Below are 26,366 nucleotides of genomic sequence, written 5' to 3' on the forward strand. Positions count from 1 at the left end.
GATGCACTATTGATGCATGATGTGGACGGTTCAGCGGGTTGTCGGCTCGACGGGCGAGACCCGGCGCCGACGCGCGGAGGCCGGGCCGTGACACGCCCGCCGAGGCGTTCCGGGCAGAATGAGGCGATGCCCGCCGGTTCTGCTCCTGTCTCCGCCGCGGCCGGTTTCACGGTTCGCGCGGTGGCCGACCGTCTCGGCATCCCGACCGCGACCCTGCGGAGCTGGAATCGCCGGTACGGCATCGGTCCCGCCCAGGATCGGCCCGGCCGCCATCGGCTCTACACCGACACCGATATCGCTGTGCTCGAGCACATGCTCGAGCTGATCGGCGGGGGCGCGAGTCCCGCCGGGGCCGCGGCGGCGGCCCGTGGACCCGCGCCTGCCCTCGGTGACCGTGCCGGCCTGCTCGACGCGGCGTTCGCGCTGGACACCACCACCGTCTGTGCCCATCTGGACGCCCATGTGCGGGCTCATGGCGTCGTACAGACCTGGGAGGCCCTGTGCCGCCCCGCGTTCACCGATATCGTCGCGCGCCAGGGCGGCGGTGAGGGCTGCATCGACGTCGAACACCTGCTGTCGTGGTCCATCGCGGCGGTCATGCAGCAGGTGAGACCGGCGCGCAGCAGCGCGCCCGTGCTGCTCGCGTGCACCAGCGGCGAAACGCATTCGCTCCCGCTCGATGTGCTGCGTGCCGCTTTGGCGCAGGCCGGGGTAGGTGCGCGCATGCTGGGCGCTGACGTGCCGACGGTCGCGTTGTCCGATGCGCTCGCCCGGCATTCGAACGAGGCCTCGGTTTTGCTGTGGTCGCAACGTGAGTCGACCGCGTTGACCTCGGCGGTGCTCGCCTGCGCGGGGTCCGGCGCCCGGGTGCTCGTCGGCGGGCCGGGCTGGGACGCCGTGCTGTTGCCCGACACGGTCGAGCGGATCGGTAGCCTGACGGCCGCGGTCGACGCGCTGGGCTGAATGCGTTCGGGGACATCATGTTTGCGCCTCGGTGTCGCCGATCAACCGCGCTCCCGGCTGGACACAACCGCGCGATCTGACCTGCCGACCATCGAACGATGCGCAGGCGATGCGATACAGGAACTAGTCGACTCCCACGTCGGCGAACTCGCTGACACGCATCGTCCGCTCGCGACGACCGGTGCCGGACCGTGTCAGCCCGCCGTCCGCCCCAGCAGGTGCCGCAGCGTCTGCTCCAAATCCTCGCTCCGGAAGAGGTGCCCGGCCTTCGTCAGCTGGGTCGGCGTCACCCGCTGACTGGCCTCGGCGAGTTCGCGCGCGCCCTGCTTGCCCAGCAGTACCGCCGGGCCGAAGCTCGGGACCGGCAGCAGCGCCGGGCGATGCAGCACTCGCGCCAGCACGCGGGTGTACTCGCTGTTGCGAACCGGCTGTGGCGCAACGGCATTGACCGGACCGGCCAGCGTGTCGTCCCAGAGGGCGCGGTGGTAGACATCGACGAGATCGTCGATACCGATCCATGACAACCACTGCCGGCCGTCCCCGATCCGACCGCCGAGACCGGCGCTGAACAACGGCCGCAGCAACCGCAGGGTGCCCCCACGCGGAGACTGCACGATGCCGGTACGCACCCGCACGACCCGGACTCCGCCCAGTGCGGCGGGCTCGCACGCGTCCTCCCACTGTTCGACCACATCGGCCAGGAATCCGTCACCGCGCTCGGACTTCTCGGTCAGCGCCTGCTCGCCACGGTCATAGCCGTAATAACCGATGGCGGAGGCGCTGACGAAGGTTTCGACGCCCGAGGCCGCGGCCAGCTCGGCGAGCCGCCGGGTCGGCTCGATGCGGCTGTCGGCCACCACACGCCGGTGCGCGGCGGTGAATCGGCCCGCGATCGACGCCCCGGCCAGATGCACCACGGCATCGATGTCGGCGAGCAGGTCGGCGGCGGGCGCGTCGGGGTCCCACTGTCGTTCGTCGGGATGCTGTGCGCGATGGCGGACCAACCGCACCACGCGGTGGCCGCCGGTGCTGAGGAAGGCGCTCAGCGCGGAGCCGACCAGCCCTGACGCGCCGGTCATCGCGATCGTCGTGGTCGGCAGGCCGGCCTGCGCCGCACGGCGGTGGCTCGCCAGATCGTCGGTGAGCTGGCGATAGCGGTACTCGAACATCGGCCGCAACACCGACTCCGGAATCGGCGTCCGCACCCGATCGATGACACGGGTGTGCGTGGCGCCGACCTCGGCGAACTCGTGGATATGCTGCCACGGCAACAGCCGGGAGACCGGCAACGAGGCCGGTCCGCCCGCCGCGACGGCATCGGCGAACCGCTCGGGCGGCCGATACTGCTCGGGGTCGTGTTGAGCGATCCAGCGCAGCCCGCCGGGCAAGCCGAGCACCGCTCGCCCGGTGGCCAGCGAATCGGCTTCGGAGATCAGGGTGACCGGCTGCCACGGTGGCGCCAATCGCGTGAACGCACCGCGACGGGCGAACCAGGCGAAAACGTCGGATCGGGGTGTTGCAACGATGTCAGAACACTCGATGCCCATCCCTCGACTGTAGTCACGATCCGCCGTGATCCATGGCTCCCATGTCCATGTCCATCAGCGCAGGTGCGGGTTGCTGCCCGGGGGCCAGCACCAGGAACTGGCCCATCATGCCCTGGTCTTCGTGGTGGAGCAGGTGGCAGTGGTACATGTACGGATAGGTGGGGTCGGTGTGGTCGGCGAAGTGCATGGCCAGGGTGTAGGTGGCGCCCGGGGTCGTGTAGACGGTGTCCTTCCAGCCGGAAAGGGCTGGGGGAGGCGGTGTTCCGTCGACGGCGACGATCTGGAATTGGACGTCGTGGACGTGGAAGTTGTGGGGCCAGTTGTCCTTGTTGCGGACCGTCCAGACTTCGGTGGTGTCGACGGGAATGGTCATGTCGATGCGATTCATGTCCATGCGGCGATTGTTGATCATGAACCATTGGAGGTCGAACGAACGGGTCGGTGGGGTGGTCGCGGCGGCGAGGGCGGGCATCGGGATCAGCGTCGCCGGTAGTGCGGCGGAGGGTCGCACAGTGGCGCCGGCACGCAGTGTCAGGATGTCGAAGGTGTCGTCGAAACCGAACTCGCCCGCGCGGTCGATACCCGCGCGCTCGGCGATCGGCAGCGACCGTAACGTGACGTTCTCGCCCGGATCCAGGGCGACCACCAGCTCGACACGCTCGCCAGGGCTGACCTGAATCCGCTTCAGCGCAACGGGTTCGGCGAGCAGACCGCCGTCGGTGGCGATGAGCTGGAACGTTCTGCCGTCGCCGAAGGCGAGCTGGTAGAGCCGGCCCGACGAGCCGTTGAGGATCCGCAACCGGACCCGGTCGGTGGTGACGGGCAGGTGGGCGTTCGCGATGCCGTTGGTGACGATCGTGTCGCCGAGCAGGCCGACATCGGTGGCGTCGGAATTGTCGAGGGCGCCGTCGGCGGTGAACCGGCGGTCCTGGATCACCAGCGGAATGTCGTCGACGCCATAGTCTTTCGGCAGATCCAGGGCGTCCGACGCGTCGTCGTCGATCAGGAAGAAGCCGGAAAGGCCGCGCTGGACATGCTTTTCGGTCGCGCCGTGCGGATGTGGGTGGTACCAGAGTGTCGCGGCCTGCTGCTGCACGGTCCACTGCGGCGCCCACTGGGTACCCGGCGCGATCATCTGATGGGGGCCACCATCGAACTTCGCGGGCAGGTGCATGCCGTGCCAGTGCACCGACGTGGGTTCGGGCAGGTCGTTGGTGATGGTGAAGGCCACCTTCTCGCCGCGTCGAGCCCGCACGGTGGGTCCGAGGACCGAACCGCTGTACCCCCATGTCGGGGTCTGCTTGCCCCGGATCATCTCGGTCGTGCCCGGCTGGGCCCGCAGCCTGAATCGGCGGACGCCGTCCGCGCCGGCGGTGGATGCGGCCAGCGGTGGGATCGGCAACGGTCGCGTCGACCCGGGTGCTGAATCAGGTGCCGAGGGGCGGATCGAACACCCGGCCGCGTACGCCACCGGTGCGAGGGCGAGCCCGGTGAGAAATCCTCGTCGCGAGACCACGTGTGCTCCTTCTGTGCGGGAACCTCCAGCTTCGTTCGGGGGCGGCGGCGGGGACTCCGCCGAACGGCCCGACTCGATCCGCCGGATTCCACCCGCGCGGCCCTTGCGCGCACGCGGTTCGCCTGGTACTGGAGCCGATCCAGAACGGCTCGCCGATCGAGCCCCGTCGCGGATCGCGCCCGCTCTCGCACGGGCGCGCCGACCGCCTACTCGCGCGGCCCGAACCACTCGGTCGCTTACCGTGGGGGCGTGATCGACATCCGCGCCCACCGCGACTGGCGAGGGCTGCTGCGGTGGCTGCCGCTGGCGCTGATCCCGGTGTTGCTGCTGGCCAGCACCTACCCGGGCCAGTACCGCGTGCCGCCGCACTACTGGCTGCTGGCGATGACCGCGGCCGTGGTGTTTCTGGCCGGCGCTCGGTGGCCGCTCGCGGTGTCGCTCGCGGTGTCGGCGCTGGCTGTGCCGATGCTGCGCACCGATGCCTGGGGAGTGTCCGGGCTGGCGCCGTACCTCGGCGCGGTGGCCCTGGTGGATGTGGTGGCGCGCACCCACCGGTGGTCGACGGTCGCGGTGTCGACCGCGGGCTGGGCCGCGGCTGTGACGCTCGGGCGGGTCGGCCTCCACGACAACTCGATCGGGCGGGCGTCGACCCTCGTCGAGGCCGCGGCATATGTGGGACTTCCGTTGCTGCTCGGGTTGTACCTGCGGGGGCAGCGTGACCTGGCGCAGAATCTGCGCGTGCGCGCCGAGGAGGCGCAAGCGCGTACCCGCCTCGACGAGCGCGCCGCGCTGGCGCGGGAGCTCCACGATGTGGTCGCTCACCATATGGCCTCGATCGTGCTGCGGACCTCGGTGGCGGGACATGTTGTGCGCGAAGCCGATCCGCGGGTGGTCGCGGTGCTCGACGATGTGCGCGACACCGCGGCCGATGCGCTCGCCGACATTCGCCGCTTGCTCGCCGCCCTGCGCGATCCTGCCCTCGGCACGGTCGCCCTGGTCGACTCCGACGCGGTCACGACCGAGGTCGAGGCCGCGCTCGCTCGGGCTCGTGCTGCCGGGTTCACTGTCGTGACCGAAATCGACACCGACCTCGGCGGACTCGACGCGATCAGCAGGCTCACGCTGTTGCGTCTGGTCCAGGAATCGCTGACCAACGTGATGAAACACGCGGCTCGTGATGTGCCGGTACGGTTCGCAATTCTCCGGTGCGAAGGCGGGGTCACCATCGAAGTCGTCAACGGCGGACGCGACGGGGCGGCGGCGCCTCCTGGGCACGGAATCGTCGGGATGCGCGAGCGCGCCGAACTCGCCGGAGGCACTCTCACCGTCGGTACGGTCGCGAACGGCGACGCGACGTGGACAGTGCGCGCTCGGCTGCCGGACACCACGAGGGGAATGGGGCTGTCGTGATCACGGTCTTGCTGGTCGACGATCAGCGCCTTGTGCGCGCGGGCCTGCGGATGCTCATCGAGGACACCACCGACCTCGCCGTCGTCGGGGAGGCGGCCGACGGTGTCGCGGCGGTGCGGCTCTACGCCGAGCTCGCGCCCGACCTGGTCGTGATGGACCTGCGGATGCCAGGACTCGACGGTGTCGCGGCGACCCGGCAGATCCTGGCCGCGTCACCACGCGCGAAAGTGCTGGTGCTGACCACTTTCGACGATGACGAACACCTGTTTCCCGCGCTGTCGGCCGGGGCCGCGGGCTATTTCGTCAAGGACACCGAGCCCGCCGTGCTACTCGATGCGATCCGGCGCACGGTGGAGGGCGATCTGATGTTCTCGCCCGCGCTGCTGCGCCGCCTGGTCGATCGGGCGCTCGCGGCGCCGTCGGCGCTGGTCCGCACTCCTGATCTGACGCCACGGGAGCTCGACGTCCTTCGTCTTGTGGCCCAGGGGTACGGCAACCAGGAGATCGCTGACCAGCTCCACCTGGGCGTCAGCACCGTCAAGACCCACATCGCCAACCTGCTCGGCAAGACCGGCACCGACAACCGTGTTCGCCTCGCCGTCTACGCGGCAGAGGTCATCGGCCGCTGATATCTCGAGAGTGAGATAAGTCATCATTAACTAAGTCAACATTAAGATATATTTCCCTCTGTCAGGCAGTCGGATTGTCGTGCAGGAGGATTGGTCATGCGGATCGCGGTGTTCGGAGCTGGTGGGGCCGTCGGGAGTCGGGTCGTCGCCGAGGCGGTGGCGCGCGGGCACGAGGTGACCGCGGTGTCGCGGCGGGAGATGCCGGTTCCGGACGGTGTGCGGGTGCGGATCGGTGACGCGAGTCGAGCCGACGACGTCGAAAAGATCAGCGCCGGAAACGATCTCGTGATTTCGGCGACCCGGCCCGCGGTGGGACGTGAATCCGAACTGCCTGCCGTCGCGGCGGCGATGCTCGACGGCGTCGCACGCACCGGTGTGCGGCTGCTGGTCGTCGGTGGTGCGGCGACGCTGACGGTTCCCGGCGCCGGGGCGCCGCTGAGCCGAACCCCGGAGTTCCCGGCCGAACTCGCGGCGATCGCACAGGCGTGCGCCGATCAGCTCGCCGCGTGCCGATCGGACGCGGTGGCGGACTGGACCTATCTGAGCCCGCCCGCTGATCTGATTCCGGGGGAGCGCACCGGTGGGTACCGGGTCGGTGCCGACGAACTGCTGGTCGACGCGGACGGCGTCTCGGCGATCTCCATGGAGGACTTCGCGGTGGCATTGCTCGACGAGGCGGAGCGGCCCGCTCATCGACGGACCCGATTCACCGTCGCGGCACGCTGATTCACCGAATCGGCGTTGTGTTCGGTGACAAATCGGTAAGAAACCGGTAACGACAGTGTGATCCAGCCCGATATTGTGACGAGCCGCACTGAGCGGTCGGTTTTCGCATGGAGGTTGGATCGGTGAGGTGCCGCAGCGCGGTTTCGGCGGTGCTCGTCGTGGTGGGCTCGATGACGGGCGTCAGCGGGGCGCACGCGCAAGAGCCGGAACCGATTGTCGCGGTGGTGAATCAGACCGTCACAATCGATGGTTCGCGGGCCGAGGTGACCTCGATCGACGGTCGGCAGGTGACCGTACGGATCCACTCGGCCGCCATGGGACGCGAGGTCTCGGTGAAGGTTCAGCGCCCCGCCGACACGTCGGTGCCGCGGCCGTCGCTGTATCTGGTGAACGGCGCGGGCGGCGGCGAAGACACTGCCACCTGGGAACAGAACACCGATGTCGTCGACTTCTTGGCGGGCAAGGACGTCAACGTCGTCATGCCGATCGGTGGCGCGTGGAGTTACTACACCGACTGGCGCGAGCCGGATCCGATGCTGGGCGTGAACAAATGGCGGACCTTCTTCCTCGACGAACTGCCCACGCTCGTCGACACGATGTTCGCCACGACGGGGCGCAACGCGATCGCGGCGAACTCGATGACGGCCACCTCCGTGTTACAGCTCGCGATCGCGAAGCCGGGCCTGTTCCGCTCCGTCGCCGCCTACAGCGGCTGCGCCCAGATCAGCGACCCGGTGGGCAGGCAGTTCGTCAATGTCGTGGTCGGAACCGGCGGCGGCGACGCGTCGAACATGTACGGACCGCCCGGCGATCCGGCCTGGGCGGCCAACGATCCCGTCGTCAACGCCGAGGGCCTGCGCGGGACCAAGCTCTACGTCTCGAACGGCAACGGACTACCCGGCGAGTTCGACAAGCTCGGTGACTCGCACCTGGTGACCTGGGGCCCGGTCGGGTTGGCCAACCAGATCGTCGTCGGCGGCGTCATCGAGGCCACGACCCGCTGGTGCACCAAGAACCTGCAGAATCGCCTGGAAGAACTGGACATTCCGGCGACCTTCGACCTGTCGACCCAGGGCACCCACTCGTGGGGTTACTGGCAGAAGGCCTTCAAGAACTCCTGGCCGTTGCTGGCCGAGGGGATGGGGATCCCCGTCTGATCAGTCGAGCTCGAACAACCGCGCCGCGTTGTCGTGGCAGACCTTGCGCAGCCACTCCGGACCGAGGTCCAGGCGTTCCAGTGCGGCGACGGACTCGGCGTAGGGATACGGGATATTGGGGAAGTCGCTGCCGAACAGAATGCGATCGGCGAAGCGGCGCAGGCGTTCTCGTTCGGCGGGTGGGAAGGGCGCATCGCCTTCGCTGAAATCGGTCCACACCATGGTGGTGTCGAGGTAGAGCCGCGGGTACTGCTCGGCCAGGTCGAGGAACTCGCTGTACTCGGGGGTCCCCATGTGCGCGATGATCAAGCGCAGGGTCGGGAAGCGCCGCAGGAGTTCGGCGATGGGCACGGGTCCGGTGAATTCGCCGGGGGCGGGGCCCGATCCGCAGTGGATCAGAACGGGCGTGCCGGTTTCGGCGAGGATCGCCCACACCGGGTCGAGCAGCGGATCCAAGGGCGAGAACGCGCCGACCTGGATGTGCACCTTGAACACTCGCGCGCCACGGTCGATGGCCTCGCGAACGTAGCGTGGCGCGTCCGGCTCGGGGTAGAAGGTGGCGGTGTGCAGGCAATCGGGGGTGCGTGCGGCGAACTCGGCGGTCCAGTCGTTGAGCCAGGCGCCCATCTCCGGTTTGTGCGGGTACACCAGGGAGGTGAACGCCCGGATGCCGAAGTCGCGCAGGGTCTTCAGGCGCACCTGTTCGTCGTCGCGATAGGTGATCGGCCACGGTCGGCCCGTCAGTGGCCCCGCGGTGTCGAAGTAGGCCCAGACCTTGCGCATCACCTGGTCGGGCATGAAGTGGGTGTGGACGTCGATGATCGCGGGCAGCTGGTAGCGCGCGCGGAAGTCGGCGAGGTAGGCGACAGTGTCTACGGTCATGACTGCTCCGGGTAGAGGCGGCGGGCCAGGGCGCCGACGCGGGTGACGAGGCGTTCGAAGAAGACGGCGGGGTCGGTGCCGATCACGATGTCGGCGTTGGGTTCTCGGCCCCACATGCCCGCCCAGTCGGCGACCGTGGTGGCACGGGTGATGGTGCCGGCCAGTTCCACGTCGACGGTGGCCGGGCGGGTGGTCACCGAGGTCGGGTCGAGCGCGACCGCGGCCGCGAACGGGTCGTGCATGTGGGCCAGATATCCCAGGTCGTACTGGTGGTGGAAGTCGAAATAGAACCGCACCGCGTCGGTGAGATAGCGGATGATCGGATTGCTGGCCGCCGAACGGAATTCGGGGGGATCACCCGCTCCGACATGCTCGATCGGTGCGCTGCGTGCCGCCTGCGCGAGCAGGGCGAGGTGTTCGGGCAGCATCTCGATGGACTCGGTGATATCCAGCGCGCACACCAGCGGCCTGCGCTCCGGTGGCGCCGCCGAGAAGGCGTCGAACACTTCCTTGGCCGCTTCGGGGTCGACGTGGATGTTCCACTCGTTGGTCGGAGTCGTATTGCCGGGGTGGTTGAACGCGCCGCCCATGATGACGAGACGGTTCAGCAGACGCGGCAGCTCGGGTTCGATGCGCAGGGCCAGTGCGAGATTGGTCAGCGGACCGGTACACAGGCCGATCACCTCGCCCGGCGCGGCGTGAACCAGGTCCACCCAGAGCCGGGCCGCCGATCGAGGCGACAGCGCACGCGAGGACACAGGCAGCACGGCGTAGCCGAGTCCCTGCGGACCGTGGGTGTCCTCGGTGGTGCGCAAGGGCACGGCGAGCGGTTCGGGGGCGCCGAGCGCCACCTCGATCTCGGGTGCCCGGCCCAGGTCGAGCATCGCCAGGGTGTTCGCCGCGACCTGGGCGCCGTCCACGTTGCCCGCGGTGGCCGCGATGCCGATGATCTCGGCGTCGTCGCAGGCCAGCAGATACAGGATGGCCAGGGAGTCGTCGATTCCGGTATCGACGTCGAGGATGATCTTCTGCGGCACGTCATCGAGAGTAGCCGCGGACCTGTCGAGGTCCGCGGCCAGTCTGCGGGTGGGTCAGTAGGTCGGGAGGGCGAATTCCTCGGTGTGGCCGAAGAAGATCTTCTTGGTGAGCGGACGCATCGGGCGCGACATCATCAGCCGCACGTTCGTCTTGGCGAGCCGCGTCAACAGCGGGGACTTCGGGATCATCATCGCCATGCCGCCACCGGGGATCTCCTTGGCCTTGTCGAGGAACGGCGAGATCTTGTCCTGGTAGCGCTGCTGCGCGGCGGCCAGATCGTCCGGGGTGGCCGCGATCTCGGCGGCCAGGATGTAGGCGCCCACGATGGCCATCGCGGTGCCCATGCCGGTCAGCGGTGAGCCGCAGTAGCCCGCGTCGCCGATCAGTGTCACGCGCCCGACGGACAATTCGGGAACGTCGACGCGGGCGACTTCGTCGAAGTAGAAGTCGGGGGTGGATTCCATCGCAGCGAGGACGGCGGGAGCATGCCAGCCCGCGTCGCCGATCGTCTTCCTGATCAGCGCGCGCTGGGCGTCGACGTCGCGGCGCAGCGCCGGGTCCGGCTCGGTGCGCATGGTGATGATCGCCTTGGCGGTGCTCGGGTCGGCGTCGGGACGGATGCCGAGCATGGCGCCGGGCACCAGGCGCATGCTGAACCAGCCGGGCTCCACATCGGCGGGCTTGGGCATGGTGAAGAAGGCGCCGTAGCCGCCGAGGTTGGTGCTGAACTTCTCCTCGGGCCCGAAGACCAGTCGCCGCGTCGCCGAGTGGATGCCGTCGGCGCCGATCACCAGGTCGAACCGTTCGGTGGCCCCGGAGGCGAACGTGACGTCCACGCCGGTGTCGTCCTGGACGACCTGGTCGATCCACTCGCCGTAGCGGTAGTCCAGCTGACCGTTGTCGGCGGTGGCCAGCGCGTCGAGGAGCACTTGATTGAGGTCGCCCCGGGTGATCTCGATTTCGGCGACGGCGCCCTGCCCGTCGAAGTCCTCCATCGCCATCCTGGCGTAGATCTTGCCGTCGCCGTCGATGTAGGACATGCCGCGCTCGTCGAGCTGGTACTTGGCGATGCCTTCCATCAGGCCCATCCGCTCAGCGGCTTCCTTGCTCGGGCCACGCAGGTCGACGGCCTGGCCGCCGGGGCGGGGGGCCGCGGCGCGCTCGACCACGGTGGTGCGAATGCCGGTGCGCAGCAACTGGAGTGCGACCGCGTTGCCGGCGATGCCGCCGCCGGAGACGAGAACGTGGAGGGTGCTGGTGATGCTCATGATGGTGGTTCCCCGTCTGATGTACGAATGTCTTAGACATATGTCTAACAGAGATTGGCACGTATGTCTAGAACAAATGTCTTAGACGGTCGGGTAGGCTGCTGAGCATGGGAAACAGAGAAGACCTACTGGCGGGGGCGCGCAAAGTGATTCTCGAGCGCGGCGTCGCGAAGGCGACCGCGCGTGATATCGCCGCCGCGGCGGGGGTGAGCCTGGCCGCGATCGGCTACCACTTCGGGTCGAAGGATCGCCTCGTCACCGAGGCGTTGAGCGAGGCGCTCGGCACCGGGATGGGCGATGCGATGGACGAGCTGATCGCCGCGGGCACCGGCAAGTCACCGCTGGAGGGGCTCGCGCTGCTGTGGAACGGGATGCCCGAGGTGTTCGCGGGCAATCACGAGGCGATGCTGGCCAGCCTGGAGAACATCGTGCGGATCGTGCGCTCCGACGACGCACGAGCGCAGCTGGGCGACCAGCTGTCCGGGGCGTTCGCCGACCTCGGTGCCCATGTGCAGGCGGCCCACCCCGAGCTCGACGCGGCACAGGCCGCGGCGATCGGGCGGATGTATTTCGTGATCGCCCAGGGGCTCGGGATGCTGTGGCTGCTGGACCCGGGTGAGGTGGCTGTCGATGGCGATCAGCTCACTGTGGCGATCCGGGCGCTCGCGGGGAAGTGACCCGGCTGGTCACGGGCGGTGGTAGTGATCGCGTGCTTCGACCCAGAACGGTTGCGCTGATCCGTAAGGTGGTGCGGGCCAGCGATAGTCGTCGTAGTCGGCGAATGCCGGTGCGGCCGTGACCAGTTCGCTGTGCGTGACTGTCGACGCCGGGTCCGGCGGTGTCGGCGGGGGGTGGCCGGGGCAGCGGTCGTCCGCGGTCAGGAGCCAGGATGCGGTGCGTGCCAGGGAAACTCGGACGTTGCGGCCGAACCCGTCGTCGGCGCGAGCCAGCAGGGCATCCATGACGGCGGCGGCCAGCAGGTAGCCCGACCCGTGGTCGAGTGCCTGGGCGGGCAGTGCGCCGGGCCGATCGGGCGCTCCCTCGAGCAACGAAATGCCGGACACCGCCTGGACGATGCTGTCGAAGCCCCGTCGCTCGCCCCACGGCCCGCTCGTACCCCAGGCCGAGACCGTGGCCTCGATCAAGCCGGGACGTCCGGCGGCGCGGACACCGGCCGCGGCGAGTGCACCCGGGCGGTAGCCGGTGACCAGTACATCGGCCTCGTCGAGGAGGATCTCGAAGGTCGCCAGGTCGGTGCGCAGGTCGAGCAAGGTCGAGCGTTTGCCCTGGCAGTTGTCGGAGAACTGCCAGTCGATTTCGGGCAGGTGCGGTGGGTCGATCCGCAGCACGTCGGCGCCGAGCAAGGCCAGCGTTCGGGTGGCCACCGGGCCCGCGAGGACGCGGGTGAGGTCGAGCACGCGAAGGCCGGTCAGCGGTCGCTCGACGGTAGCGGCGCGCTCGCCCGCACCTGGCCACGATGTGATGGATGTGCGGGCGTCCCGGGCGTCGACGGCGACCAATGCTCCGAGAGCGGCCGCGCGGCCCATCGGGCTTTCCGCCCATTCGCCCTCGGTGCGGACTCGTGCCGCGATGGCGCCCACAGCCGCGGCGGCATCTTCGATCTCGGCGCCCTTCATCGCGGAAAACCGGGCGGTGAGCTGGGCGGCGTCACCGGCTGCCGGGAGGTCGAGCGCGCGCAGCAAGCGCTGGCGGTGATGTGGGTAGTTCGCGTGGGTGCGCACCCATCCGTCGGCGGTGGGAAAGAAGCCGGACAGCTCGGCGAAGAACGCGGGCGCGCTACCGCCCCGCCGGAACAGCCGTTCACTGCTGAACGCCGCGGTCACCCGGTCGGCATCGAGGCGAACGGGGCGCGCGGGCAGGCCGCGTGCGACTCTGATCCGGTTGGCGGCCGCGCTCACTGCCGCGACCGAACCCGCCGCGAGCGCCCACACCGGTAGGGTGGCCGCCAACCGCGCACCGGGATCCGGCACGTCGGCATCGCTCGACGGCGGGAGTCCCAGTCCCGTCTCGTAGGCGTGGACGAGCTGCTGCGCGGTGGTCACATCGACCAGCCTAGTTGCGGTGGAGAGGGTGAGGAGTGTGATGTGGGCGTGAATACGGCTGCGACGGAGTGGGTTCGGATCCTGCGATCGGAGGCGGCGGCCCGCGGGCGGGTGACGTGTTTCCCGCCCGGCGGGGGATCGGCGACCTTCTATCGGGAGTTGGCGCGACACATCGGCGCCGGCGTCGAAGTGACGGCAGTGCAATATCCGGGCAGGCAGGACCGGCTCGGCGATCCGACGATCACCGACCTGCATCTGCTCGCCGACCGGATCGCCGCGGACATCGCGCGGCAGCCGGGACCGGCCCGTGCGCTGTTCGGGCACAGCATGGGCGCGACCGTGGCCTACGAGACCGCACTGCGACTCGCCGCCGCCGGGCAACCGCCCCGCGTCCTCATCGTCTCCGGTCGTCCCGCACCGGAATTCGTCGAAACCGGACAGCTACACAGAGGATCGGACACCGCGCTCATCGACGAGCTGGAGCGGCTGGCGAACGATCCCGCACCGGTGCGACTGCTGCGCACCGAACCGGGCCTGGCCGATCTCGTGCTGCCCGCCGTGCGGGCCGACTACCAGGCGGTCGAGACCTATCGGCGTCGGCCGGGAGCACAGCTGAGCTGCCCGGTCGTCGCCTTGGTGAGTACCGAGGATCCGACGACCACGGTGGACCAGGCCGAACAGTGGCGTGCGGTCACCGACGGGCCGTTCAGCCTGCGCACGTTCGGTGGCGGGCACTTCTACCTCGACGAACAGCACGCCGCGGTGGCGCAGGAGATCACACGGCACGTGAACTGAGCCGGCGCTGGTGCAGGCGCGCGTAGCCCAGCCACGACACGAGCACCGCCAGCGCCGCCAGTGCCCGCACCAAGCCGAGCGCGCTGTCGGGGTAGATCACCCCGGTGAGGTAGTGGTCGATGAAGCCGGCGGCGGGCAACTCGCCCACCCCCGCTTGCCTGCGCGCCCAGTTCTCGGCGTAGGTGAGCGGGCAGTCGAAGCCGATCAGGATGGTGCCGAAGCCCCATGCCACGGCCAGTGCGTGCAGGCCGATCGTGCGGGGCCATCGCCACGCCAGGAAGCCGCCGGCGACCACGTACGCGATGAACGCGACGTGGGTGACGGCGAGAACGTCGGCCAGCACCCGGAACGGCACCTATTCAGGATATGTACCGTGCTCCCCGGGCGGCATCATGATCATCATTCCGGTTCGGCATCGCTTGCGTCACCAGGGTGAAGGCCGGTAGTCCTTGAGGAAGCAGCCGTAGAGGTCCACGCCGTCCTCGCCCTGCACGATCGGGTCGTAGACGCGGGCGGCGCCGTCGACGAGATCGAGGGGTGCGTGGAAGCCCTCCTCGGCGAGGCGGACCTTGGTGAAGTGCGGGCGTTCGTCGGTGATCCAGCCGGTGTCGACCGCGGTCATCAGGATCGAGTCGGCCTCGAACATCTCGAGGGCGCTGGTGCGGGTGAGCATGTTGAGCGCGGCCTTGGCCATGTTCGTGTGCGGGTGCCCCGGGCCCTTGTAGCCGCGGCCGAACTGGCCTTCCATCGCCGAGACGTTGACCACGTACTTGCGCCGGCCTGCCGCGGCGGCCAGGGCAGGGCGCAACCGTGACACCAGGATGAACGGCGCGACCGAGTTGCACAGCTGCACCTCGAGCAGCTCGGTGGCCTCCACCTCGCCGACGGTCTGCACCCAGCTGTTGGTGTGCGCGAGGTCGGGGACAAGACCACCGGCGTCGATGGCCACGCCCGCCGCGATCCGCTCCGGGGTGGCCGAACCGGCGACCAGCGCGAGTTCGGCGACATCGGTGGCCGACAGCGACGGCGTGAGGGAGGCGGTGAGTGCGGTCGGGTGGGCCTGCATGGTCTTGCCGAACGTGACCATCTCCGGCAGGACGCCCGCGGGCAGCGGCGCGGTCTCGGCGTCGACCAGCGCGCTGTAGGCGCCGGCCGATCGGCGCACCGTCTGGGCCGCGTTGTTGATCAGGATGTCGAGGGGGCCCTGGGCGGCGACGTCGTCGGCCAGCGCCACGACCTGCGCGGGGTCACGCAGATCGATGCCGATGATGCGCAGCCGGTGCAGCCAGTCGGCGCTGTCCTCCATGGCGGCGAAGCGACGGATCGCGTCGTTGGGGAAGCGAGTGGTGATGGTGGTGTGCGCACCGTCGCGCAGCAGCCGCAACGCGATGTACATGCCGATCTTGGCGCGACCGCCGGTGAGCAGGGCGCGTTTGCCGGACAGGTCGGTGCGCGCGTCGCGCTTGGTGTGGCTCGCTACCGCGCACTCAGGGCACAGCTGGTGGTAGAACGCGTCGACCTGGGTGTACTTCTGCTTGCAGATGTAGCAGGGACGCGCCTTGAGCAGGGTGCCCGCGCTGGCGCCCGTGGTGGACGAGCTGATCGGGATGCCCGCGGTCTCGTCGTCGATGCGCTGCGGGGAGCCCGTCGCGGTCGCGGCGATGACGGCGCGGTCGTTCGAGGAGATCTGCTCCCTGGCCTCGATGCGACGGCGGTGCTTGAGCTTTTTGAACATGTGCCCGACGGCGCGCTGCACGGCGATGGAGTCGGGATGTTCCTTCTCCAGCTGCCCGGCGCGTTCCAGTACCCGCAGACAGGTCGCCAACTCGTCCGGATCGATCATGTTCTCGGTCATCGGGGAGTGCGACATTCCTTCGTGCGGGAGCGGTGGACGACATCTATTGTCGCATTGGCCGCGCGAGCGACCCGCTGGGTATCGTGATGGGCCGTCGTCGCAACCGTGCGACGGCTATCGAACTCGACGGAGAACCGCGATTTCCCCGCTGGACACCGACACCGCAGACGCGCCGCGCAGGCGCAGGCTCGAACCCGACGAGCGACGAGCGCAGATCCTGGCGTGTGCCATCGATATGTTCGGTGAGCGGCCCTACGCGGCGGTGTCGACCGCGGAACTGGCCCAGCGCGCGGGGGTGGCCCGTGGCCTGATCAACCACTACTTCGGCAACAAGCGCGACCTGTATCTGGCGGTGGTGCGCCGCATGGTGACTCTGCCGCGTCAGGACAAGGTGTCCATTCCCGACGGCACACCGGGTGAGCGGGTCGACGCGATCGTGGGCTGGCTGCTCGACACCATCGCCGAGCACGGCACCACCTGGGTGAAGGTGACCAGCCACGAGGGCGTCGGCGACGACCCCGAGGTGCAGCAGATCCTCGATCAGGCCGACGATGCCGCCGCCGAACGCATGCTGGTGATGATCGGGCGCGCCGATCTGGCAGACAGTGCACGTTTGCGCGCGCTGGTCCTCGCCTACGCGGGACTGGTGAAAGTCGCCGGGCGCGAATGGATCACCCGCGGCACCCTCACCAGGGCGCAGGTGCATCAACTGCTGGCCGACACCCTGCTCACGATGATCACCGTGACGATTCCCAGCGTGCTGATCACCGAGCCGGAACCGACCGTGGAATCGGGCGAGCGCTAGGAATCGAGCGCGCGATTCGAGCGCCGCATCGCGATCGCGGCGGCACTGTAGCGCTGGGGTCCGGCATGGCCGGGCGCGTGCCCGGTGCGGCCGAGCATCTGCTCGATCTTCTTCTCCCGGTGATGCTCGAACATCAGCGCACCGACACCGCCGCCGAGGAAAAGTAACGTCATGATCCCGGCCAGTACGGCCCATCCGGTGTGCTCGGTACCAGCCGCGACGAGGGTGCACGCGAGCCCCACCACCCCGATCGCACACATGATGATGCCGGGAACGTTGTAATCGTCGGCCAGCAGATCACCGGCTTGGGCATGCCAGGCGCGGTCTGCCGACGGCGTGCTGTCGGACATGAGTCCTCCTCGCGAGCTCAGGGGTGCGCGCAACGGTGCACTTGATGACCAGCATGAACCTGTTCCGTCCGCCGGGGTAAGGGTGTTAGCCGGTTCGTTACCAGGGCGCTCGCGCGAGTTGACACGTTATGTCACTGTGACCCTATTTCGCGTTTGAGCTGTGCTACTGGGCTGTGAGTCCTTATTCTCGTCGCGTAACCCGGCGCCGCACCTGTTTCGTTGTGCGCCCGGGGAGATCGGAGAGGGACCCGGGGTTGATGGCACGGTACGAGGAATGGGATGACGACCCCGAGCAGGAGTCCGACGATCGGCGTTGGGACGGCCAGCGCTGGCCGCAGGTGAGCGCGGACAGTGCGACCGGCGGTCGCCGCGGTGACCAACCGCGCGTGAATCCGTACTCGATGGTGGCACTGGCCGCCGCGCTGGTGCTGCTGTTCCCGATCGCGATCGTGTTCGGGCTGCTGTCGTTCGGGCATCCACGCGGGCGGGGGATCGCGGTGCTGGCACTGCTGCTCGGTATCTCCGAGGTGGCGGTCGCGGCAGCGATCGGGCTCGCCGTTTTCGGCGGGTTGGACGTGTCGATGCCGGCTCTCGCCCAGTCGGCGGCGACCACGACGCCGACGCCGGTGTCGGTGACCTCGCACACGGCACCGACGGTGACCGAGGCTGTCCCGGTGACGAGCCCCGCGGGCGGCGGCGAGAAGAGCGGCGTGGTCGAGAAGGGCACGGAGTGCACCGCGGAGAAGGCCGGTCTGCTCGGCGTCGCGGCAGACGGTGCGACATTGCTGTGTCTGCGCGGACCGAGTGGTCATACCTGGTCGGGGCCGTTCAAGGTATCGGGGTCCTACTACACCGCGGGGGCGAAATGCGATCCCTCGGTGGACAAATCGGGCCGTACCTCCGACAACCACGCGCTTGTGTGCGAGGGCAAGGGCAGCGCCGCGGTCTGGTCGCTGTGGACCACCGAATAGGTTCTCACTCCTTCTTGGCCCGGCTCGGTTGCACGCGCGGCGGCTCGTTGGGCATCTTCGGATACTGCGGTGGCCACGGTGCGTCCATCAGCCCCGCTGCCATGTCGCGCTCCGACATCGTCAGCAGCGGTTCGATCGATTGCGGTGCCCGGTTCGCCCAGGGATCACCCGACTCGGCGAGGCGGGCGGGCACGGTGGCCAGCGTGAGCTCATCGGGGACGACGGTGTCGAGTTCGGCCCAGGTGATCGGTGTCGACACCTGACCGCCGACCTTCGGTCGCACCGACCAGGCGCCGAACACGGTCTTGTGCGGGGCGTTCTGATTGAAGTCGATGAACACCCGCGAGCCGCGTTCCTCTTTCCACCACTGCGCGGTGATCTCCTCGGGATGCCTGCGCTCGAGCTCCCTGGCCAGCGCCACCGCGGCGGCCCGCACCTCGTAGCCGTCCCAGCGCGGTTCCAGCGCCGCGTAGATGTGCAGGCCACGTGAGCCCGAGGTCTTGATGGACGAGTCGACGCCGAGTTCGGCCAGCAGTTCGCGGGTGAGCACCGCGGCCCGGCGCAGATCATCGAAACCGATGCCGGGCGAGGGATCGAGATCGATGCGTAGTTCGTCGGCGATCCGCAGATCCGGAACATGATTGGGCCACACGTGAAAACCGAGACAGCCCTGATTCACCGCCCACAGGATGTGGGCGAGATCGTGGGCCACCAGCGCGTCGCTGGTGGTGCCGTTGGGGGTGGACACCTCCACGGTCTGCAACCAGTCCGGCGCGGACTTCGGCACCCGCTTCTGGAACCACGATTTGCCCGACGCGCCGTCGGGATAGCGTTCCAGCAGTAGCGGGCGGCCACCGATCACACCGAGCAGCGGTTCGGCGACAGCGCGGTAGTAGTTGACCAGATCGAGCTTGGTCTCGCCGCGTTTGGTGAAGTAGACCTTGTCGGGATTGCTGATGGTGAGCGCCCGGCCGTCGATGTCGAGTTCTACCGCGGCGCTCATCGGCCGACTCCGAAGATCGCGTCGAGCTCGGCGGGCGCCACTTCATCGAGCTGGGCGTACGTGCACGAATCGGGGGTTCGGTCGGCGCGGAACCGCGCCAGCCGCCCGCCGTGGCGGAACCGTCCCGACTGCACGTGCTCGTAGCGCACTTCGGCGACCAGCTCGGGCCGCAGCGGCTCCCACGACAGATCCTTGCCCCCGCTCCAGCGGCTCTGCCCGCCGGGCATCTTGCCGTCGGCGTTCGCCTGCGCGGCGGCGTCGGCCCAGGTGCGCCACGGATGGTCGTCGAGCGCGTTCTCGCGCAACGGCGCCAGCTCGCCGAGCAATTCGCGGCGCCGGGCCGCGGTGAAACTCGACGCCACCCCGACATGGTGCAGATTGCCCTCGTCGTCGAACAGGCCGAGCAGCAGCGAACCGACGCCTTCGCCGTCCTTGTGCATCCGGTAACCGGCGACCACGCAGTCGGCGGTGCGCTCGTGCTTGATCTTGAGCATCACTCGCTTGTCCTGCAGGTAGGCCAGCTCGTCGGACTTGGCCATCACGCCGTCGAAGCCCGCGCCTTCGAAGCGGGTGAACCAGTCCTGAGCCACGTCGGGATCCTGGGTGATCGGTGTGAGATGGATCCGGCCGGGCGCGGCGTCGAGCAACGACTCGAGTTCGCGGCGCCGCTGCGCGAACGGTGCGGTGGTGAGATCGCGATCGCCGAGGGCGAGCAGGTCGAAGGCGACGAAACTGGCCGGTGTCTGCGCCGCGAGTTTGGTGACCCGCGACGCGGCCGGGTGCAACCGCTGCTGCAAGGTGTCGAAATCGAGGCCGTGATCGGTGACGACCACGATCTCCCCGTCGATGACGCAGCGTTGCGGCAGCGCCTCCTTCAGCAGCTCGGCCAGCTCGGGGAAGTACCGGGTGAGCGGGCGGTCGTTGCGGGAGCCGAGTTCGATCTCGTCACCGTCGCGGAACACGACGCAGCGGAAGCCGTCCCACTTCGGCTCATAGCTGAGTCCTGGCTCGCGCGGTAGCGACGGCGTCGACTTGGCCAGCATGGGGCGCACTGGCGGCATCACCGGTAGATCCATCCGATCCTCCTCGCGGGTGTGTTCACCCGTGTCGACGATGCGAGCACGCCCGATTCATCGGTGTGTGAGGCGATCGTAGGACGGGGGACCGACACGTGCGCGGACATCGAGTGCGTGCCTGTCGTGCTCGCCGAGTCCGCGCCGGAGTTCATCGGCGGGCGCGACAACCGCCCTGGCGTGAGATCAGCTGTCGAGCCAGCCGTGCTCGTCGGCGAAGGTGGTGAACCGGTCGCGGATGGTGATGATCTCGGCCGCGGTGAGCGCGGGGGACGCCTCCAGCAGCAATTCGGTGATCTGCTGACGCAGTTCGTCGGGACCGAGCCGGTCGCCGCCCTTGCGTGTCTTCGGAGCGGCGGGGGGCTGTCCGACCCCGGTCAGGTTGATCGCCTTGGGACCCCGATCGCCTTCGGTCACATCGAATTCGAACAGGCGACCCTGGCGCAACTCGTCCTCGTCGAGTCCGATGTCGTTGACGTGGACGAATACATCGGGCCCGCCGTCATCGGGCCGGATGAAACCGAAACCCCGTGAACCGTCGAACGACACCAATTTCCCGATGGACACCAACCAACTCCTCGCTCCGCTTCCCGTCGCTACTCTAACGCGGCTTTTGGGCGATTTCGCCCGGAAAGTGGATAGTCGGCGAAATCTTGGGATTCGCGATGCGGGCGGGCTGACCGAGCATGGTCACGATCCGGTAACTGCGTGTTCACATCGGCTCGTTAGCGTGGCTCACCTGTCGAAACTGTGTGGAGGTTGTAGACGCGTGTCGGACCCCGGTGTGGGGCGGAGATCGGGGGGATACGGCGCCGGCAGTGGCGTTTTGCCGGCGACGGCGCGCACCGGGAGCGACCCGGTCTGTGCGCGGCCCGCCGCGTCACCGGTGCTCGGCCCGCGACCGTGTCCGTCGCATGTGCCCCTGGCGCCCGCGCAGGAGCGGATGTGGCATGCGGCGCGACTCGGCCGGTCGGCGGATTGGAATGTCGCGCGGGCGATGCGCTTGCGTGGCGCGTCGGTCGACGTGGCAGCACTGCGAGCGGCGCTGAAACTTCTTGTCGGTCGCCATGTTCCGCTGCGGACCCGGTTTCCGGCGACCGAGCTGGGTCCGGCTCAGTGCGTCGTCGACCCCGACGATGCCGTCCTCGATGTGGCCGAATGCGGCGTCGGCGAAGCCGACCTCGCCCCCGCCGTCGCCGCGCTGGCCGGGCAGCCCTTCGACCTCGCCCGCGATCTGCCGGTGCGGGCGCGGCTGTTCGTGCTCGGGCCCGACGATGTGGTGCTCGCCCTTGTCGTGCACCACATCTCGGTCGACGGTCGCTCGATGGGCCCGCTGATCCGCGACCTCGTTACCGCCTATCTGGCCTGTCGCGCCGGCACCACCCCGCACTGGCCGCCGCTGCCGATCAGCTACATCGACTACACCCTGTGGAAGCACGAGCAGCTCGGCGAGTTCACCGACGAGTGGAGCCGAGCCACCCATCAGCTGCGGTACTGGGCCAATGCGCTGGCCGGCCGCCCGGCCCTGCTGGACCTACCCGCGCGTGAGCTCCCCGCGGCCCCGATCGACCCGGTTGCCGGTGCGCTGCTGCCGATTTCGTTCGACGCCGAGACCCATGCCGGGCTGCTGCGGATGGCGCAGGAGGGGCGGGCGAGCCTGTTCATGGTGTTGCAGACCGCGTTCGCGCTCACCGTCGGCGCGTTCGCGCGCAGCGCCGATGTCACGGTCGCCACAGCGGTTTCGGGTCGCGATCACCGCCTGCTCGACGATCTCGTCGGCAATTTCTCCGCTGATGTGCTGATGCGCGTGCGCCTCGACCGTGCCGCCGATGTCGGCGAACTTCTCGAGCAGGTGCGCCGGGTCGCGCTCGCCGCGTACGCCCATCCCGACACCCCCAACCCACGCCTCAAGCGCTGCCTGCCGCAGGACGCGGCGCTGCCGCTGTTCCAGGCCACACTCATCCTGCAGCGAGCCGGGGCCCCACGCATCGCCGTCGAACACCTTCCTGCACAGGGGCTTTCGATCACCGAGTTGCCGACCGGGGTGGTCAGGGCCAAGCATGACCTCGAGTTCGGGCTCACCGACCACTACGATCCACTCGGCGCGCCCGCCGGGGTCGACGGGTCGTTCATCTACCCGATCGCCCGGTTCGACGAGGCGACCGCGCAGCAGTTCGTGGCGCGCTTCCGTGCGGTCGTCGGGCTGCTCGCCGATGGGTATCGCGGACCGCTCACGGCGCTGCTGGCGACCACCGGTCGCGGTCGTGCGCTGAGCACCGCGCGCCGCGCCACCAGGGTGCTCGTCTGATCAGCCGCCGCGCTCCATCGCGTATCCGGCGTCGCGCCACGCGACGATGCCGCCCGCGAGGCTGTATGCGTCGTAGCCCGCGCGGTGGGCCACCGCGGCGAAACGCAGCGAGGTTTCCCCGACCGGGCACACGAACACCACCGGCCGTGACCGCGGAAACGGCACGCCCTGGGTGAGCATCTCGTCGAGCTGGTCGTCGCGGATGTTGAGCGCGCCGGGGACATGCCCGACGCGGTAGGCCATCGCGCCGCGGGTATCGACGACGGTGGGTCTGGCGGTGCGGTCGAGTTCGGCCAGCTCAGCGGGAGACAGCGTCGGCGCGGTGTCGTCGGGGCTCGGGGGTGCGGGCCCGGTGGGCTTGCCGAACAGCTCCGGCCTGCGTTTGGCGAGATAGGACAGATACGGTTCGATCCGGTCGCACACGATCAGCACAGCCACCAGTGCTCTGCCCTCGGGGCGCGGTGCCGCGGCCAGGGTGCGAAGGGCGGCGCAATAGCCCGCGCCGCTGGTGGGTCCGGCGAGTACGCCGTAGCCGCGCATCAGGTCGAGGGTCGACTCGATGGCCGCGGCGGAGTCGACGGTGACGATCTCGTCGTAGAAATCGGGCCGGAACAGCCCGACGTCCCACATCTCGCGCTCGGAGCGGATACCGGGGATGAAATCGAAGCGGTCCGACACCACCCCGACGGTGCGCAGGTCCGGATGGTGGGCGAGCAGGGCGGTCGCGGTGCCCCGGGTGGAGCCGGTGGTGCCGAGTCCGCCGATCAGGTAGTCCAGGTGGTCGATGCCCGCGTCCGCGAGGTCGGTGGCGATCTCGGTGCCGGTGCCGTCGTGATGGGCGGCGATATTGCGCTCGTTCGTGTATTGCGAGGGGTGATACCAGTGGTCGGGCGCCTGGCCGATGGTCTGTTCGATGACCGCCGAAACATCATCGGCGGCATGGGGATCAGGGCATTCGGACAGGCCGGGAAGTTCCACGATCTCGGTCCCGAGCAGTTGCAGCAATTGGCGGACCTCGCTCACCCGGATCCGATTGGTGACCGCGCGCAACGGGATGCCGTGCAGCGCGCCGAGTACCCGAAGCGCTTTGGCGGTGTTCCCGCTCGACGCCTCGATGAACGACTGCCCGCTTGCGCGGACGCGCTCGAGATCGTCGCGGATCATCGCCCAGGCAACGCGGTCCTTCACCGAACCGAAGGGGTTGTGCGACTCCAGTTTCGCGTACAGCTCGACGTCGGCCAGCCCGTGGACGGCGGGGTCCAGGCGCAGCAGGGGAGTGTTGCCGATCAGCTCGGTGATGTGGGTGTAGACCATCACCGGCCCCCGGGCCGATAGTCGGCATCAGGGCACAGAACGAACTGTCCTTCTCGCTGCAGCACAGCGACTTTCGCGGGTGTCGGGTGCATGCCGGCCTGCGCGGCCGACAGGTCCGTGTGGTAAGCGGCGGTATTGGGGAACACCACCGGATCGCCGGGGGACGGCAGCTGCGCGACTCGCACCTGCCGCTGGGTGATCAGGTCGCGCTCGAGACACAGGTGCCCGGCGAAATACACCCCGGCAGGCCGTGACTCGGCTACGTCGGTCAGCACGATCGGATCGATGAGCACCTCCTGGTCGGCGGCGGTGACGGTGTCGCGGCTGAGATCCAGATGGACCAGCGTCGCGCCGTTGCCCGCCTGTTTGACGAACTCGACCTGGGCCACGGTGATGCCTGCCTGGTCGACCAGCGCTTTGCCCGGTTCGAGCCACAGGTCGAGGAGATTGTCGGTGAGGACCGCCGCCAGCGCCCGTCCACCGTGCCCGGGCAACGGAGCGGCGAGCAGTTCGGCGAGGATGCCGGCGGCGGGTTCGGTATTGGCGTACTTGTGGAACACCGGTGCGCCGTGCACCATTCCCTCGGCGACGTGATAGCCGAAAGTGTTGTTGCCCCAGTGCATCGCGGGGCCACGCCCGAGCAGGCCCGCCCGCAGTGCGTGGTCGTAGGCGTCGTACCCCCCGGCATCGGCGGTGAAGACCTGGCGCAAGCCGCCGCCGATATCGAGCACCGTCGGCGTCAGGCCGTGCGCGTAGGCCCGTTCGATCAGTTCCAGACAGTCGCCCACGGCGTTGACCCGTTCCGCGGTGGCAGCGGTATCGAGGTGAAAGGCGAATCCCAGCAGCCGCAGCCGGTCGCGGTGACGTACCAGCAGCTCCAGCGCCGTGGCCATGTCGGCGAGATCGATCCCGAACCGGCTCGGTGAGCTGCCGGAGAAACCCGAAATGCGTAGCAGTACCGGGACAGCCGCCGCCGGTGACGCCAGCTCGGCCAGGGTCGCGAGTTCCCAGAGGTTGTCGACATTGATCGTCGCCGTGGCCGTCACCGCGGCCCGCAGCATCGTGGCGCCCTTGGGGCCGGTCACCTCGATGCGATCGGCGGGAAATCCGGCGGACAGCGCGGAACGCAGTTCCCCCGTGGACGCCACGTCGACGGCGATTCCCGCGTGCGCGGCCGTGTGGGCGAACGCCACGGAGCGATTCACTTTGTGCGCATAGCAGATTCGATGCCGGACCGCTCCCGCGTCGAGCACGGCGCGCAGTGCGGCGAGGTTGGCGGTGAAGATCTGCGGGAACACCAGATGCACGGGGGAGCCGTAGCGGCGCAGGGCGGCGCGCACGCCGTCGCGATCGGCGAGGAACGCGGCGACGAGCGGATGCAGCGCGGCGGGAACGGCGGGCGGGATCATCCCACCGACGCGCCGGGCACCTGCGCCGGCACGTCGTCGACCGGGTTGTAGCCGCCATCGCGCAGTGCCTCGAAGACACGGAACCTGTTGCGCGGACTGCGGATCCGGGCGATCACCCGCTTGGACTCCAGATCGATCTCGACGACCGGGATCTCCATCGACTCGAGCAGGGCGGTGATCGTGCGGACGCAATGCCGGCAGCTCATATCGGGGACGTAGAAGACGCCGTCGTCGCCGGTGGGGGCGGTACCCGGCTGTTCCTCGGTCGGGTCCTCGAGCACTTCCACCGAGCCTGTCAGCGCGGCGAACGTCTCGACGAACCGATCGACGACCGTGGCGAGGACGTGCACATCGGCGCCGTCGATATCGTGTTGGGTCGCCGCGAGACAGGTGGGTCGCGTGTCGGCGGGCAGCAGCGCGTATTGCCGTGAGATCAGGTCGAGGTCGTCGTGGTATTTCGCGACGGCCGCTTCGGTCTCGAGTCCCTCCTCGCCGGTCGCGCGCAGCATCACCGCGTGCGCGTCGGCGATGGTGGCGTCTTTCATCGCACGCAGGACGGCGATCGAGTCGGCGGTGTAGCGCACGGACCCGTCGGGCTGGGTGGCAAAGCGCACCGGGATCATCCCGCGCCGGAATGTCGATGCCTGCAGTTCCCAGAACCAGCGGGTGGCGACGGCGGTGAAGATGCCGCAATCACGCATGCCGGTGGCGAATTCGACGAGCCCGCGATAGGGGGTGTCGGCGGCGATCAGCCCGTGCTGGACCAGTGCGCGCCCTGTGGCCTCGATACCGACCCGGAAGATCTCGTGCGGATCGTGATCGGTGGTGGTCGCGCGAAGAACGCCGTGATCGTGGGCGGACAGGGCCGCAGCGCGCGCCGGGAGTTCGGATGCCGCCAGCGAATGCCACAGCGCGAGGACTGTTTCCCGCGCGAGCACCGCGAGTTCGGGGCCCGCGCCCGCGGTGTGGAAGTACCCGGTGTTGGGAATTCCCGCGCTGTCGGTCCACGTGAGGCGATGGGTCGCGCTGGTCACCTGATCCGGGCGGCAGGGGCGCATGAACCGTTCCAGGTACATCCGCTGGGACTGTGTCAGCGCGGCACCCGATTCAGGCTGTAATGCTGTGGCACGGTAGGTGATTCGGGCCGGAGGCGGCGGTTCGGTGGCGGCGAACAGTCCGGGAGCGGCCAGGCGGGCCAGTACCCGGGACGCGGCGCGACGATCGTAGTGCTGCACGGTGGGCGAGCCCATCGTTCCTCCTCGGCGTCGGGGGCTTGAAGGACAG

25 protein-coding genes are annotated in these 26,366 nt (G+C 68.9%); 10 read left to right on the forward strand and 15 right to left on the reverse strand.

Translation table 11 applies throughout. The features are described 5' to 3' along the window. Positions 1-126 precede the first annotated feature (126 nt). Positions 127-963 carry a MerR family transcriptional regulator gene (locus ACFVVI_RS08195; RefSeq protein WP_387444296.1) on the forward strand — a complete coding sequence of 279 codons (837 nt, stop codon included), beginning with the start codon at positions 127-129 and terminating at the stop codon, positions 961-963. 194 nt (positions 964-1,157) lie between these two features. Here ACFVVI_RS08195 and ACFVVI_RS08200 read toward each other — a convergent pair whose 3' ends face one another. After that, complete coding sequence (locus tag ACFVVI_RS08200; RefSeq protein ID WP_387444298.1) at positions 1,158-2,510, reverse strand: TIGR01777 family oxidoreductase; 1,353 nt, start codon at positions 2,508-2,510, stop codon at positions 1,158-1,160. Positions 2,511-2,523: 13 nt separating this feature from the next. Continuing rightward, positions 2,524-4,026, reverse strand: coding sequence for a multicopper oxidase family protein (locus ACFVVI_RS08205; RefSeq protein WP_387444300.1), 1,503 nt, complete (start codon positions 4,024-4,026; stop codon positions 2,524-2,526). 249 nt (positions 4,027-4,275) lie between these two features. Here ACFVVI_RS08205 and ACFVVI_RS08210 point away from each other — a divergent pair, with 249 nt between their 5' ends. From ACFVVI_RS08210 to ACFVVI_RS08225, 4 genes are all read left to right on the forward strand, one after another. Continuing rightward, positions 4,276-5,436, forward strand: a complete 1,161-nt coding sequence (locus ACFVVI_RS08210; protein ID WP_387444303.1) for a sensor histidine kinase — start codon at positions 4,276-4,278, stop codon at positions 5,434-5,436. Next, entirely contained in the window at positions 5,433-6,065 is a 633-nt protein-coding gene (locus tag ACFVVI_RS08215; protein ID WP_378992002.1) for a response regulator, read from the forward strand. Before ACFVVI_RS08210 ends, ACFVVI_RS08215 begins: the two co-directional genes overlap by 4 nt. A gap of 96 nt (positions 6,066-6,161) precedes the next feature. Next, a complete protein-coding gene (locus tag ACFVVI_RS08220) occupies positions 6,162-6,791 on the forward strand; it encodes an NAD(P)-dependent oxidoreductase (RefSeq protein WP_387444305.1) in 630 nt (209 codons plus the stop codon). A 107-nt stretch (positions 6,792-6,898) separates the two neighbouring features. After that, positions 6,899-7,948: an alpha/beta hydrolase gene (locus ACFVVI_RS08225; protein ID WP_387444308.1), complete on the forward strand. Its 1,050-nt coding sequence runs from the start codon at positions 6,899-6,901 to the stop codon at positions 7,946-7,948. Here ACFVVI_RS08225 and ACFVVI_RS08230 read toward each other — a convergent pair whose 3' ends face one another. Genes ACFVVI_RS08230 through ACFVVI_RS08240 form a run of 3 tightly spaced genes read right to left on the reverse strand, consistent with a single transcriptional unit; the run spans position 7,949 to position 11,136 of the window. Then, a complete protein-coding gene (locus tag ACFVVI_RS08230; protein WP_387444311.1) occupies positions 7,949-8,830 on the reverse strand; it encodes an amidohydrolase family protein in 882 nt (293 codons plus the stop codon). Then, the gene (locus tag ACFVVI_RS08235) at positions 8,827-9,867 is read right to left on the reverse strand and encodes a nucleoside hydrolase (RefSeq protein WP_387444313.1); all 1,041 of its coding nucleotides are present in this window, start codon (positions 9,865-9,867) and stop codon (positions 8,827-8,829) included. The genes ACFVVI_RS08230 and ACFVVI_RS08235 overlap by 4 nt, the downstream gene beginning before the upstream one ends. 54 nt (positions 9,868-9,921) lie before the next feature. Beyond that, positions 9,922-11,136, reverse strand: coding sequence for an FAD-dependent monooxygenase (locus tag ACFVVI_RS08240; RefSeq protein ID WP_387444316.1), 1,215 nt, complete (start codon positions 11,134-11,136; stop codon positions 9,922-9,924). Between the two features lie 107 nt (positions 11,137-11,243). Here ACFVVI_RS08240 and ACFVVI_RS08245 point away from each other — a divergent pair, with 107 nt between their 5' ends. Continuing rightward, positions 11,244-11,813, forward strand: coding sequence for a TetR family transcriptional regulator (locus ACFVVI_RS08245; RefSeq protein WP_378631336.1), 570 nt, complete (start codon positions 11,244-11,246; stop codon positions 11,811-11,813). 9 nt (positions 11,814-11,822) lie between these two features. Here the strand turns inward: ACFVVI_RS08245 and ACFVVI_RS08250 are convergent, their stop codons facing one another. Beyond that, positions 11,823-13,199: a CoA transferase gene (locus tag ACFVVI_RS08250; protein ID WP_387444319.1), complete on the reverse strand. Its 1,377-nt coding sequence runs from the start codon at positions 13,197-13,199 to the stop codon at positions 11,823-11,825. Between the two features lie 42 nt (positions 13,200-13,241). On the opposite strand from ACFVVI_RS08250, the gene ACFVVI_RS08255 reads away from it, so the two are divergent. Then, on the forward strand, positions 13,242-13,994 hold the full coding sequence (locus tag ACFVVI_RS08255; protein ID WP_387444321.1) for a thioesterase II family protein: 753 nt from the start codon (positions 13,242-13,244) through the stop codon (positions 13,992-13,994). Here ACFVVI_RS08255 and ACFVVI_RS08260 read toward each other — a convergent pair. Next, positions 13,975-14,349, reverse strand: a complete 375-nt coding sequence (locus ACFVVI_RS08260) for a DUF2784 domain-containing protein (RefSeq protein WP_387444323.1) — start codon at positions 14,347-14,349, stop codon at positions 13,975-13,977. The two genes, ACFVVI_RS08255 and ACFVVI_RS08260, sit on opposite strands and share 20 nt — an antisense overlap. A gap of 69 nt (positions 14,350-14,418) precedes the next feature. Further along, positions 14,419-15,849, reverse strand: coding sequence for an SDR family NAD(P)-dependent oxidoreductase (locus ACFVVI_RS08265; protein ID WP_378992014.1), 1,431 nt, complete (start codon positions 15,847-15,849; stop codon positions 14,419-14,421). Between the two features lie 235 nt (positions 15,850-16,084). Between ACFVVI_RS08265 and ACFVVI_RS08270 the strand changes: the two genes are divergently transcribed. Then, on the forward strand, positions 16,085-16,654 hold the full coding sequence (locus tag ACFVVI_RS08270) for a TetR/AcrR family transcriptional regulator (protein WP_379317543.1): 570 nt from the start codon (positions 16,085-16,087) through the stop codon (positions 16,652-16,654). Here ACFVVI_RS08270 and ACFVVI_RS08275 read toward each other — a convergent pair. After that, complete coding sequence (locus ACFVVI_RS08275) at positions 16,651-17,004, reverse strand: hypothetical protein (RefSeq protein WP_387444326.1); 354 nt, start codon at positions 17,002-17,004, stop codon at positions 16,651-16,653. The two genes, ACFVVI_RS08270 and ACFVVI_RS08275, sit on opposite strands and share 4 nt — an antisense overlap. Before the next feature lie 257 nt (positions 17,005-17,261). On the opposite strand from ACFVVI_RS08275, the gene ACFVVI_RS08280 reads away from it, so the two are divergent. Further along, positions 17,262-17,975 carry a hypothetical protein gene (locus ACFVVI_RS08280; RefSeq protein WP_378992018.1) on the forward strand — a complete coding sequence of 238 codons (714 nt, stop codon included), beginning with the start codon at positions 17,262-17,264 and terminating at the stop codon, positions 17,973-17,975. A gap of 4 nt (positions 17,976-17,979) precedes the next feature. Here ACFVVI_RS08280 and ligD read toward each other — a convergent pair whose 3' ends face one another. From ligD to ACFVVI_RS08295, 3 genes are all read right to left on the reverse strand, one after another. Continuing rightward, the gene (gene ligD, locus ACFVVI_RS08285; protein ID WP_387444329.1) at positions 17,980-18,978 is read right to left on the reverse strand and encodes a non-homologous end-joining DNA ligase; all 999 of its coding nucleotides are present in this window, start codon (positions 18,976-18,978) and stop codon (positions 17,980-17,982) included. Next, positions 18,975-20,054 carry an ATP-dependent DNA ligase gene (locus tag ACFVVI_RS08290; protein WP_378992021.1) on the reverse strand — a complete coding sequence of 360 codons (1,080 nt, stop codon included), beginning with the start codon at positions 20,052-20,054 and terminating at the stop codon, positions 18,975-18,977. Before ACFVVI_RS08290 ends, ligD begins: the two co-directional genes overlap by 4 nt. A 183-nt stretch (positions 20,055-20,237) precedes the next feature. Next, the gene (locus tag ACFVVI_RS08295) at positions 20,238-20,621 is read right to left on the reverse strand and encodes a cold shock domain-containing protein (protein WP_378992022.1); all 384 of its coding nucleotides are present in this window, start codon (positions 20,619-20,621) and stop codon (positions 20,238-20,240) included. Between the two features lie 346 nt (positions 20,622-20,967). Between ACFVVI_RS08295 and ACFVVI_RS08300 the strand changes: the two genes are divergently transcribed. Beyond that, positions 20,968-22,359: a condensation domain-containing protein gene (locus ACFVVI_RS08300; protein WP_387444331.1), complete on the forward strand. Its 1,392-nt coding sequence runs from the start codon at positions 20,968-20,970 to the stop codon at positions 22,357-22,359. Here ACFVVI_RS08300 and ACFVVI_RS08305 read toward each other — a convergent pair whose 3' ends face one another. The 3 genes from ACFVVI_RS08305 to ACFVVI_RS08315 are packed head-to-tail and all read right to left on the reverse strand — an operon-like array spanning position 22,360 to position 26,332. Further along, positions 22,360-23,673, reverse strand: a complete 1,314-nt coding sequence (locus ACFVVI_RS08305; RefSeq protein WP_387444333.1) for a pyridoxal-phosphate dependent enzyme — start codon at positions 23,671-23,673, stop codon at positions 22,360-22,362. Next, complete coding sequence (locus ACFVVI_RS08310; protein ID WP_387444335.1) at positions 23,673-25,082, reverse strand: decarboxylase; 1,410 nt, start codon at positions 25,080-25,082, stop codon at positions 23,673-23,675. The genes ACFVVI_RS08305 and ACFVVI_RS08310 overlap by 1 nt, the downstream gene beginning before the upstream one ends. Beyond that, positions 25,079-26,332 carry a heavy-metal-associated domain-containing protein gene (locus ACFVVI_RS08315; protein WP_387444337.1) on the reverse strand — a complete coding sequence of 418 codons (1,254 nt, stop codon included), beginning with the start codon at positions 26,330-26,332 and terminating at the stop codon, positions 25,079-25,081. The genes ACFVVI_RS08310 and ACFVVI_RS08315 overlap by 4 nt, the downstream gene beginning before the upstream one ends. Between the last annotated feature and the right edge of the window lie 34 nt (positions 26,333-26,366).

Source organism: Nocardia sp. NPDC058114, assembly GCF_042884695.1.
Lineage (GTDB): Bacteria > Actinomycetota > Actinomycetes > Mycobacteriales > Mycobacteriaceae > Nocardia.